The 10,748-nt window shown below is 42.0% G+C and carries 13 protein-coding genes; all 13 read right to left on the bottom strand.

Annotated elements, in window-relative coordinates; genetic code table 11:
• The coding region (locus ACKI5J_RS06035; RefSeq protein ID WP_407427541.1) for a hypothetical protein at positions 1 to 1,813 on the bottom strand (1,813 nt) is incomplete at its 3' end.
• Positions 1,814 to 2,059: 246 nt separating this feature from the next.
• Complete coding sequence (locus ACKI5J_RS06030; protein WP_407427539.1) at positions 2,060 to 3,205, bottom strand: type II secretion system F family protein; 1,146 nt, start codon at positions 3,203 to 3,205, stop codon at positions 2,060 to 2,062.
• Positions 3,206 to 3,209: 4 nt separating this feature from the next.
• Entirely contained in the window at positions 3,210 to 3,713 is a 504-nt protein-coding gene (locus tag ACKI5J_RS06025; protein WP_407427537.1) for a hypothetical protein, read from the bottom strand.
• Positions 3,710 to 4,066, bottom strand: a complete 357-nt coding sequence (locus tag ACKI5J_RS06020; protein ID WP_407427535.1) for a hypothetical protein — start codon at positions 4,064 to 4,066, stop codon at positions 3,710 to 3,712. Before ACKI5J_RS06020 ends, ACKI5J_RS06025 begins: the two co-directional genes overlap by 4 nt.
• Positions 4,054 to 5,292 carry a hypothetical protein gene (locus tag ACKI5J_RS06015; protein ID WP_407427533.1) on the bottom strand — a complete coding sequence of 413 codons (1,239 nt, stop codon included), beginning with the start codon at positions 5,290 to 5,292 and terminating at the stop codon, positions 4,054 to 4,056. The genes ACKI5J_RS06020 and ACKI5J_RS06015 overlap by 13 nt, the downstream gene beginning before the upstream one ends.
• A complete protein-coding gene (locus ACKI5J_RS06010; RefSeq protein WP_407427531.1) occupies positions 5,292 to 6,203 on the bottom strand; it encodes a hypothetical protein in 912 nt (303 codons plus the stop codon). The genes ACKI5J_RS06015 and ACKI5J_RS06010 overlap by 1 nt, the downstream gene beginning before the upstream one ends.
• 1 nt (position 6,204) lies before the next feature.
• On the bottom strand, positions 6,205 to 6,831 hold the full coding sequence (locus ACKI5J_RS06005; RefSeq protein ID WP_407427529.1) for a toxin-antitoxin system YwqK family antitoxin: 627 nt from the start codon (positions 6,829 to 6,831) through the stop codon (positions 6,205 to 6,207).
• 1 nt (position 6,832) lies between these two features.
• Positions 6,833 to 7,336, bottom strand: coding sequence for a hypothetical protein (locus ACKI5J_RS06000; protein WP_407427527.1), 504 nt, complete (start codon positions 7,334 to 7,336; stop codon positions 6,833 to 6,835).
• A 3-nt stretch (positions 7,337 to 7,339) separates the two neighbouring features.
• The gene (locus ACKI5J_RS05995; protein WP_407427525.1) at positions 7,340 to 8,269 is read right to left on the bottom strand and encodes a hypothetical protein; all 930 of its coding nucleotides are present in this window, start codon (positions 8,267 to 8,269) and stop codon (positions 7,340 to 7,342) included.
• A gap of 27 nt (positions 8,270 to 8,296) precedes the next feature.
• Positions 8,297 to 9,193 (bottom strand): hypothetical protein, encoded by an 897-nt coding sequence (locus ACKI5J_RS05990; protein ID WP_407427523.1) that lies wholly within the window; start codon positions 9,191 to 9,193, stop codon positions 8,297 to 8,299.
• A gap of 1 nt (position 9,194) precedes the next feature.
• Positions 9,195 to 9,956, bottom strand: a complete 762-nt coding sequence (locus ACKI5J_RS05985) for a hypothetical protein (protein WP_407427521.1) — start codon at positions 9,954 to 9,956, stop codon at positions 9,195 to 9,197.
• 10 nt (positions 9,957 to 9,966) lie between these two features.
• Positions 9,967 to 10,506, bottom strand: a complete 540-nt coding sequence (locus ACKI5J_RS05980; protein WP_407427519.1) for a hypothetical protein — start codon at positions 10,504 to 10,506, stop codon at positions 9,967 to 9,969.
• The coding region (locus ACKI5J_RS05975) for a PilN domain-containing protein (RefSeq protein ID WP_407427517.1) at positions 10,507 to 10,748 on the bottom strand (242 nt) is incomplete at its 5' end.

Here is a 10,748-nt window from a genome sequence, read left to right as displayed (position 1 = left end):
CTTCATCAAAAAATATAATTCTATAAGGATCATAATTTGGCGAATAATCATAATATAGTCTCAAGATCGGGTCGACAATACCATCTGCCGTCAATAAAACTTCGTTATTGGTATAAGCTAAACCGTTACTTAAAGTCGAATTTTCGACTTCAAAGGTGATCTCATAAGTCTTTTCCTCCGGCACCGTAAAAGATTCAACATTTTCCTCATTTTCGGTTGCGGCGCTACCATTATAATTACCAGGTCGATCGACAAATGCATCATAAAGATAGTCATGAAATTCTGGCTCGTAATCGAGAACATTGTTAACGTAGGCATACTTGTTTGCTTCATACTCAAATTCTGTTGACCCACCTTCAGGATAAGTAACTTTCTGTAAGACATTCGCCTTCATCGCTTCGAGATTTGGTTCCCTGTTCATTCCTGGTACATTAAGATAGGTCAAACCAGTTACTGGAATGCTAGTGATTGAGTTGTTACAGTTAACTGAAAAGAACTCAGAGGAATTATCCATCTCCCCCATGTACCCGGGCATCATGTAATTATTATAATAACCCGCCGAATTTCCATACACCCTATTACTATAACCCCAATGATCCTGGCTTTCTGCGTTTTTTGGCGGCAGACTTCCATTTTCATACTCAAAAAGATAAGGAGGAGTCTTAATCTGGCCATCCCCTGATTCTTCAAATACATTTAGCAGTTTGAGACGTTTATATAGATATCGTTCACCAGACGGGATAGAATTGGGAACGGATTGGAGAGCCGGGTTCACAAAATAGTCGGTGCTGAAGATAAATTTCTTAAGAACGGTATTTTTCGGCGTATTAGTCACCACCATTTCCTCAAGAGCTCTTGCACCTCCATCTGCTAAATCTTCGCGATTTTTTTCAGCTTTGAAGTCTATTTTCAAACCTGTTGCCGGAAAGCTGATTTCTTTTAGAACCTTTCCAAATACATTACTTATTGAATAGCTGTAGGACATGTAGTCAAGCACTCCACTTGTTCGATATCCTGCTTTGCCTCTCTTTGCACCTTCATATTTATAGCTTTCATTACCATACTTTAATAATATCTTTTCATTTCCAACGGGGGCTTCGATTGAAGTTAGATACCATGAAGTGACAACTGAAGAAACTTTATCTTTCTTCACACCGGGATTATTTTTCACATCACAGAACAGAGTAGTTTGATTAGTCGTTTCAGTATCAGAAAAGGTATATTTGATGCCATCGGGAGTCTTTATCGTGAAAGAGGATGTTTCATAATTAAATAGAATATCTATGTCGCTCTTATGAATCATATATCCTTTGATAGATTTATTGTTAGGCATATCATTGGGATTTAACACAAACTTCCCCGAATAGCCGTTAAAATTGAAGAAATAGACGTCCGGTTCCGTGTCTCTTCTTTCTTCCATAACTTCTTCAAAAAAATTATAAAAGGTTAACTGCCCGGTAGGAAACGTGAAAGCTGAATAACCACCATGCAGATCGTCATTAAGTCCTCTGACAGTCCGCGTAACTACCCCGCCAGCATTTAAAGACCAGCCAAGTCCCACCCAAGAGGCATTTTCTTCGACTTTAAAACCGCCGGCATGGTAGGATAGGGAAATCGGCAGCTTTAAAGTCTTGCCTGATATCTCATATAACGGAATGTTTATTTGGGGTAAACCCGTATAAAGACTTATCGGTATATCAGCGTATTTAGCTAAAGCAGCCGCAGTCGGAGCCGGAGAAATCGGAACCGGGAATATCTGAGCCTGCAAATTATTCATCAAAAAACTAAAGAAAAGGAATAAAATTTTTCTCATCACTTAAGTGTTTATAGTTTAATATTCAGCGCGATACAGCAGTGACCATACTTCGTTTGATCTCTCTTAGCCTTCGGCTTCCATGTGTAATCAAATGATTAGTAGCACACAGCAATTTTAAATCTTTTCCCTGCAGCCAGATTGCAGTGAAAAAGTATTTACGTTAGGACAAACTTTTTTATTCACTTTGATTTTGAGACTAGTCTCAGATAAGAGCCTCTACTTATTTCTTCTTCCTACCATACCTTAAAAACTATTACTCATCTGAAACATCGGCAGATACATAGCAATCAAGACCAGCCCAACCACCAGCCCCAAAAAAATAATAATCAACGGTTCAAGCAGACTGCTAATCGTCCCCGTCTTATACTCAACCTCCTCCGTATATTGATCTGATATCTTACCAAAAAAATAATCGAGCCTGTTAACCTCTTCCCCTACCTTGATCAACTGCACCAACTTGGCCGGATAAAAAGGAAACCTCGCCAAACTGCTGTGCAAAGAATCACCTCCCATAATAGCTTTCTCAACCTCCTCAAGGGACGTTTCGATCGGATAGAATCCAATCATCTGCCTCACCAAGGCGATCGATCGCAACAATGGCGTGTCCGTACTAACCAGCAACCGCATCGTATTAGCGAACCGGGCAAGATAGATCTTGCTAACAATGTCACCTACCAATGGAACCTTGAGCACTAATGAAGACACCTCTCTTCGAAACCAAATTTTCCCGCTACTCAATACCAAAAAGACTACGAACCCAGCAACTACAAAAGCAAACATCAAAAAATACTTGTCTAGAAAAGCTGAGCATCGGATAATAACAGACGTTATCCAGGGAAGCTCTCCTCCAAAGCGTTGAAAGACATCAGCAAACATCGGAACGACAAACTTGAGCATAAAGAAAACCGCTCCCAGCGATGTCATCAGTACAATCAGAGGATAAGTTACTGCACTGATGATCTTGCGCCGCTGACTGATCTTATTCTTAAAGAACCCAGCCATATCAGTAAGCACCTCTCCCATCCTACCCGTTTCCTCGCCGATCCGAATACTATAATATTCGTAATCACTAAACTTCCCCGTTGTATTAAGCGCATCAGACAAGGGCTTTCCCTGCAATACATCCTCTCGGATACCTTCAAACAAGCTCTTGTCTTTTGCTTTATCCTGATCGACCAGAATCAGATCCAAAGCCGTCCGCAGATCTATCCCTGAAAGAAGCAGCGTACTTAATTCCATATAGAAAGCCTCTTTCTTTCTATCACTGACCTTTGCTTTCCCAAAGGAAATATCCTTATTCAGCAGCTCCGAAAGTCCCGGACGCACAGGATGCATTTTAGACACAGGCTTTTTTGCAACTTTATAGCCGGAAAGATCGATTGGTGGCATGGCTCTATTCAGATTTAATTAACTTTTGCAATTGAATTAGTTCAGTTGAACTATAATACTTACGATAAACCAGAGGAAACTCTCGGGAGTTAAGGGTTGCGAAAAAGGCAATATAATCAACCAGCCTCTCTTCCGTCATTACTTCTTCGTTTTCAAAAAGAGCCCTTAAATCACGATTCGGTATATAAAAAGTATCCCGACTTACCTCATACTGGTCTCTAAGAATATAATCAGCTGTAAATATGTACCTGATGTTTCCTTTACTGTCTTTGATGTCAATTCCTTCCGATGTGCTGGATACTAATACCGCCCCCTGTATATCCTTTTGAAGAAGCTTGTCGACAAGCACAAATGATGTATGCTCTTTATTATCTTTATCAAAATGTCTATAAGACTGCCCGATCATAGAAAAAGCAGTGTATGTTATTCCAATTGTTATCGCTGCGAGTAGCATTGCAATCGTCATTTCAAGGATAGTATAGGCAGCAACCCGAAAACCTGCTCTCATTGTTCCTCCCTCCTGACGATCTTCTGGATTTTACCAATTGTAGTCGCACCTTGCCTGGCTTCCACCTTCAACAACAGCAAATCATCGTACCCTGAATAAGGAACTACTGATTTCTCATAGTCAATACTATCTGCCTCTAAAATTTCATCCTCATAGTCTTGATCCCGTATGCTTTGGTCAATAATAGCTTCCATCTGCTGACGGGCGGACGTCCGACTAACGGAATACCCAGATTGTGTCACCTTAGTAAATATCCCTATTGCGACTGTAAAGACTGCCAGTATAATAACTGTAGCTATTACCACCTCGATCAATGTTGATCCGGATACTTTCGCTGTAGTTATTTTAGCCATTTCAACACGCGTTGCTCCTTGCTCGTCGAATTCAGCAAGGATGATGTGAGATAATAAGGGCTACGTTTAGACCGGTTAATTATAATATCAATCAGATAGTTCTCATAAAGGGTGCTTGGCGTCTGAATAATAAAGCGATTGCAGGCTACTTTTCCTTCTATAATTACCGGCTTTTCAAGCTTGACGAACCCACTTGCATGGATCTCACCCAAAACCTTACAATTCTTCCCTAAACTGATCTGAGTTTGCAGGTCACTGCGCTCCTGCTCATAAGTAAAAAGAATACCCGAGAATCTACTCCCTTCGCCGAGTGCTATTTTGGGTTGATTTCCTCCTTTACCTTTTGAAAGTACCCCTATGGCGGATGGATAATCGAACGACACCGAGCCATTCGTTACAACAGAATCAACCGCAAAAAGCTGACAGCTTCCGCGAAATCCTTTTTCAATTACAATTCCAGGAGCGAAAACCAGAACGTTACTCAGCCTTGCGTCTTTTTTAATCGTCAGAACGGTATCACATAGCAACATGATCTTTCCCGAGTAAGAGTCCCCTACTATTGGATTCCGGCGGGGGATTCTGACTTTCTTAACGTTAAGGAAAAATGAATGGCTGACAGAATCAGCACTTACCGGATCGCTTTCACTGCTATCTTGTAAAGCCTCCCGCAACTGGAGAATTAACGTTTTGTTTAGTTCAGGTAAGGAGCGTCCGCTCTCACGTATTGCACCTTTCACAAGCTCCTTGCCTTCATAGGGTCGGCCGTCAACGTAAGCTTGCTTAATTCCGGCTTTGGGAAGGTCTGCAGCACCTACGATTTGCGTCCTGCCACTCACAGAAAGAGGTCGGTCTTCATCAGCGAGATAAATAACTGACTTGTCTCCGGACGCATCCAGCCCTATTAAAAACGATTGGCTTAGGGTATCTTTTTGTGAAAAAGCGCTAACCGTCCCTAAATCAAAAATCCCCCAATGCTCTTTTCGCAAGAGAACGCTATCACTTTCCTCTTCAAACAAATCCAATCTGTCGTCCTGATCATATAGCTGATAGTTCGATGATAATATAAGCGTCCGTCCAGACTCAAGATTAACCGACAACTCCGCATACCGCATACTCTTTTGATGTTCCTGCCGGTAAAAAGCAGCCACAGTAATTAGTGAGGCACAAAACACCGCAATCACCAACGCAATCACGACCACCAGATATAATGCAGACGCTTTAAGCATTATTTTTTAAATCTCAACTCGGTTCTTAATTCTTCAATGTCCTTTTGCTGCTTGATGACGTAAAGTGTCAACTCTTCGATTTTTTGGAGTAGCTTGATATTCATTTCTGAAAGGTCTATTCCCTCGCCCTCCATCTGCTTGGCTGAGGCTATTTCTGGTAAGTGATTATTCTTTTTAATAAAGGATTCAAGCTCCTGCAGTGGCTTAAGACTGTAATTATCATAAAAAACAAAGTCGGCACCAGCATTCACGGTTACTTTCACCTCCCTAGCAGCGATGGTACCTGCAACAGTAAGCTTAGACGTTGGACTGGATGTTCCAATTCCGACATTACCGTTATGCAATATTCTCATTTGCTCGATGTTGGAAGATGTATTAAAGCTAATTTCTCCTCCCACTCGATTGCTTCCTCGGAAAAAATTAATCGAGCTATTAGTCTCCCCAAAAAAACTATGCTCTATAGAAAAGCTTTTACTACCAAAGTCAAACTGTGTTCCATACGCTCTTACGCCCAAGAAGGTACCATCCCCTTCAGAATTTCCTTCTGCTTGTCTTGCAAAAACAGTCCCAAGTGAACCACCACTAATAAGTGTTGAAACGTCAAGTAGGGCCCTTGGTGTGGTTGTTCCTATTCCAACATTCCCGTTCCATTGCACTGACATTGCCAGCTGTCCACTGGCAAAGAATTTCAACCCTCCATATCCGGAAAGATATGCAGTTGGGCCTCCTGCATTCCAAGAATCCAAATTCCACCCTAAAGCATAATGGCCCACAGGCTTGTTATCGTAAGTAAATCTATCAAACGACGCATTCGAACCTATTGCAGGAGTATTGATAGGCATGTTAGTAATTGCCTGCCCTTTGGTGTACATAAAAGCAAGCACTAAGATGATTGTGAATATTGATTTCATGTTATCTATTATTGTTAATATCCTTAATATCTTTCGCCTTTCTCCAGAGCCAAATCTTCGGAAATTTCGAGAAGCCAATTTTAGGCAGCCACTTCTTTTTCGCCGCCACAGCACCATTTCTATAGTACACGGTGGTTACACTATCCTGGCTAACATACGTCTTCACATTGCCATGAAACTTTCCATCCTTCATTCTCCCGGTCTGCTTCACAACACCTGAATCATCATACGTGAAGAACCTCCCATTCTCAAGCCCATTCCGGTAATAAGCGGTTCTTTCCAAGATGCCGTTCTCTCGCCAGTTCCGCCAAAGTCCACTCTTAACTCCGTTCGTAAAATCACCTTCCTCTTTCAGATTTTTAGTCAGATAAAATGAAGAGAAGTGCCCATTTAGCAACCTACCACTATATCCTCCCTGAGTATGATGTATCGTTCCTGCTTTAAACCAATAGTAAGTTACGTCCGGGTCGATGGCCGGTTCTCTCCTTACAGGGAAAACATATGCTGTTATACTACGATCCGCTTCTACCGTCGTGACCCTACTTACTTGTCTTTTCAAAAGGTCCTGAGCACCGGCAGTAAAAAACAAACCCTGCATTATGCTTATCAAACAAACCCATCTTCTCATACTATTGAACTTTTAAAAACTTCGTCTTTCCCGAATAGGATACTTTAACCGAATCTCTGTTATTCTTTAAAATCTTCACGCCCCCCGCTTGTTGACCCTCAGTAAGCATAAATTCCTTGCCTTGGATATTCATGAGAGCTACGATTCTTTTGATTTCAGGGTTTACGATATATCCGGTGTACCGTATTGCACTCCAATTTACTTCCGGCTCTGGAGTAGTATAGTTTGACATCGCCGTCACCGCTTGATCTATTGCCTCCGGAGCAGCTGGAGGGGGTGTTACTTTCATCTGTCTCCCAGAAAATGGATCACGGTAATTCAATGCCAAGACGAGCGTGTCTTTCATCCTGTACTCATCCAACGACTCATAGCTACTTTTCTTCACGCCAGCTGCAGTGGCAAGAGAACTTTCCTCACCAGACGCTTGAAAAATCCGGTAGAAAATAATACCCCAAACCGCCATCACGGAAACAATTAATACAACAGTCATCGTTTTGTTCTTCATGTGTTATTGAATCGTAAAGCTTCTTAGCTCACTGAATGCGCCCCAGTTCCCAGCCAGATCTGCTGCACGAACTTTCCAGTACACCACCTCTCCGAAAACGCCTTCCTTGAACGAATAATTGGCTACTTTAAGCGTCATAGGAAAGGAAGGATGGTAAAGAGTAGTTGTATCGCTTCTATACACGTACAGCTGATAGCTGCTCGCATCTGTCATGGCCTTCCATTGCAACGAAACCGGACTTGCCGTCGATGCACCTTTTGTCGGACTAACTAAAGTAACAACAGAAGGAGGGGTTGTATCGTATCGAATTACAGAAACGGTTGACCATTTCGAAACGGCAGAATCTTGTTCTGCCCTGACTCTCCATTGATATGTTTGATCTTTTGAAAAATGAACTTTCAAATCAAGGGCCGTAGTCGTTCGATCTAAATACACCACCTTTTCATCTCTGAAGTTATTAGTATCTACCTGTAAGCGATATACCTTCGCTCCATAAAGGTTGTTCCAGGCGAATTCCGTTTCAGGTAGGTTAGTCAGGAGTCCATTTGCAGGACTATTAACTTGCAAAACTTGTGAGCCTATATTCGATTCAAATACGGTCAACATTTGCGTAGCGTAAAACGTACTACTGCTACCATTCTCTCCTCGGATGCGCCATTCGTAAAAACCAGGATCTAATGTGTAGAGAAACTTATTCCCTGTGACGAGCGTGTCCATAATCAGGCGTGACGCATTTGCAAACCCCGGAGTTACAATCTGCACCCGGTAAGAAAGAGCGTCCTCAACTTCTTCCCACCAGAATGTCTGCAAATAAGTACTTGTTTGAGTACTATCTGCCGGTGCATTTACAAACACCTTCTTATCCTCTATTGAAGGTTCTATAAAATCTTTACATGAACCCAGAACCAGTATCCCTGCAATTGGTAAGATCATTGACATTCTTCTCAAGCTTCTCATATCCTATTTCTTAACTTTCAGGTCGTCCACCTCTTTCTTTAGCTGTATGAGATGCAACGTCAACTCCTCAATCTTTTTCAGTAGCTTGGCATTTATCTCACCAATATCTATCCCTTCTTTCTTAACCTCTGCGGCAGATGGAATTCCAGGCAAATGCCTGTATTTCTCAATATATTCCCCTGTTTCGGATAAAGGCATCAATTGATAATTCTCATCGAAAACATAGTCAGGCCAGGAACTTTGCAGCTTTACTTTTACCGATTCCGCTACAACAGATCCGGCTACGGCTAATTTATAACCCTTAGTGTCAGTAGTACCGACTCCTAGGTTGCCTTTAAAGTAACTGGTCCCGTCGCCATTGAAAAAAGCGTTCGAGGCTCTGGAATCTCCCGTTAAATTGACATAAGGATCAATGGAAGTTTTGAAAGTGTGATTCAAACCGCTCGATTCATTATAGGGCAAAGCATTTTGAACGTTATCATATACAACAGGAGATACGTCTGCATCTGCATTATATGCGTACGTGGTTCCTCCTCCCTTAAGCCATATAATGATCCGAAGGGATGCACTATTATCAGTCACATCTCTCCATCCCGCAATAAAATTCGCATTATAGGTTGCTATAAACGCATTTATAAACTTTGTTTGGTGCCCGAAGTTGTTAACGTGAAAACTGAAGGTAGACACGAGGGATCCTCTCCATGAGCTATTAGCGTGAACGTATGAACGACCAATTTGGAGATTTGTCGGGCGGTTAGCGTTCCAATTTCCATCCAGCCACGAGACCGGGTAGTATTTGTCATTATCACCGTGGACTGTAATACTTCCACTAGTCTGACTAAACACGTCCGTAGTCATGAATGATGCACACAGCACAAATAGCAAAATTATCAGTTTCATATCAAGGTTTTATTAGTCGTTCAAGTTCTCCGATGCGGCGCTCTTGCTTCTCTGATTTCTTATTCTGCTCTATTAGGTATAAGGTCAGTTCTTCAATCTTTTTTAAGAGCAGAGCATTCATTTCACCTAAACTTAATCCCTCATCCTCCACTTGTTTAGCTGATGGAATTTCTGGTAGGTGCTTATTATCATTGATATAAACTTCAAGGTCTTTTAGAGACGGTTTCTCATGCGATGATGAGAATACGTAGTCGGGCCAATTAGTGGCCTCCACTTTCACTTCTTTAGCGCGGACTTTTCCATTTACTGCTAGCTTGTAGCCTCGGGTGTCAGTAGTCCCAATCCCTACGTTCCCTTTGTTGATTGTTAGGTAAGTCAATCCCGCTTGACCCCATGACTGAATATCATTGTATGGATCTCTCTCCCACCAAGTCTTGCTATCCACCCTTGGATTTCTAAACGATACATCTACTGAAATACCATCGTGTAGTCGACTCGTTAGCCAGCTATCTCCCGGTGAATCCCGGACAAGCCACACATTATTTTGAACATTGTTAGCATGTGCACTAGCGCTGAAAGTAGCTAAAAGGCTAAAGTTATTCAATTCGGTACCAAGCCGCTGCGATTGATAAACATGCAATTTCGCGTGTGGGGAGAGTGTTCCTATCCCTACACTTCCAGTTGAAGGAAAGGTGTTATTTTGAGCGAATAATATGCTACTTATTGAGGTGAGTAACAGACCTGAAAGTATGCTTATTTTCATATATCTAGTATTAGTTATCATTTTTTAAAGCCCCAAAAACCAGATTCAAATACAACTTATCCTCTACCTCCGCACTTCTGCTTTTTACCTTTTTAAAAGAAGCTGATCGCAAAAAACCCACTCCTTGTGTCTTCTCCAATGTATCCATCAGCAAAACCAAATTCCTGTAGTCGCCTTCAAACGATATCCGCTGGTTCATCATGGCTGAATCCGCAGCAGGCGTTAAACTTCGCACATCCGGATTATAGTTAACCGAAACTCGTGATCTCGATGCCGCTCCCGATACCTTCATCCAGAACTCATTCTTCCACTCAGCAGAATCCAACGTGTATCGTATCAACAAGCGCCCAAGGACCTCCTCTTTTTCTTTCAAATGATTTGGATTATAGCTAAGTAAGGTTTCCTCGCCTTTGCCTTTCAACACCTTATGCAAATCAATCTCCTCCCACGTCTTTTTCAGAGCAAGAGGCCAGCTCAGCAACAGGATCAACACCCAAGCTATCAGAAGCAGGCGATTACGAATCTTATATGATATCTCCGCGCCTCTCATCTAATACGTCAACGACATTTCAAATTCCTGAATTCCTTTTTCTTCAGTCGGTGAGAACCGCTGCATTTGTACTTGTTGTACCCATGCCCGCTCCTTCAACTTATAAATCCAGTCATTTACTGCGATTGGATCACCGGTAAACCCTTTGATACTGACCTTTCCAGACTGGTATATTTCTTGTCGTTCGGTGTTACCTTCCGCTTGTATAACCGGACTGACGCTAAGCTCGGTAAGTTCTACTG

It is taken from the genome of Arcticibacter sp. (assembly GCF_045629565.1).
In the GTDB taxonomy this organism is placed as follows: domain Bacteria; phylum Bacteroidota; class Bacteroidia; order Sphingobacteriales; family Sphingobacteriaceae; genus Arcticibacter.
This window is presented reverse-complemented; position numbering and strand designations above follow the sequence as displayed.

What these genes read in the sequence shown, in the direction of transcription:
- ACKI5J_RS06005 (WP_407427529.1), bottom strand. Translation starts at nt 6,831, where the DNA reads ATGAGAAGATGGGTTTGTTTGATAAGCATAATGCAGGGTTTGTTTTTT.
- ACKI5J_RS05980 (WP_407427519.1), bottom strand. Translation starts at nt 10,506, where the DNA reads ATGAGAGGCGCGGAGATATCATATAAGATTCGTAATCGCCTGCTTCTG.
- ACKI5J_RS06030 (WP_407427539.1), bottom strand. Translation starts at nt 3,205, where the DNA reads ATGCCACCAATCGATCTTTCCGGCTATAAAGTTGCAAAAAAGCCTGTG.
- ACKI5J_RS06020 (WP_407427535.1), bottom strand. Translation starts at nt 4,066, where the DNA reads ATGGCTAAAATAACTACAGCGAAAGTATCCGGATCAACATTGATCGAG.
- ACKI5J_RS06010 (WP_407427531.1), bottom strand. Translation starts at nt 6,203, where the DNA reads ATGAAATCAATATTCACAATCATCTTAGTGCTTGCTTTTATGTACACC.
- ACKI5J_RS05990 (WP_407427523.1), bottom strand. Translation starts at nt 9,193, where the DNA reads ATGAAACTGATAATTTTGCTATTTGTGCTGTGTGCATCATTCATGACT.
- ACKI5J_RS06000 (WP_407427527.1), bottom strand. Translation starts at nt 7,336, where the DNA reads ATGAAGAACAAAACGATGACTGTTGTATTAATTGTTTCCGTGATGGCG.
- ACKI5J_RS05995 (WP_407427525.1), bottom strand. Translation starts at nt 8,269, where the DNA reads ATGATCTTACCAATTGCAGGGATACTGGTTCTGGGTTCATGTAAAGAT.
- ACKI5J_RS06015 (WP_407427533.1), bottom strand. Translation starts at nt 5,292, where the DNA reads ATGCTTAAAGCGTCTGCATTATATCTGGTGGTCGTGATTGCGTTGGTG.
- ACKI5J_RS06025 (WP_407427537.1), bottom strand. Translation starts at nt 3,713, where the DNA reads ATGAGAGCAGGTTTTCGGGTTGCTGCCTATACTATCCTTGAAATGACG.
- ACKI5J_RS05985 (WP_407427521.1), bottom strand. Translation starts at nt 9,956, where the DNA reads ATGAAAATAAGCATACTTTCAGGTCTGTTACTCACCTCAATAAGTAGC.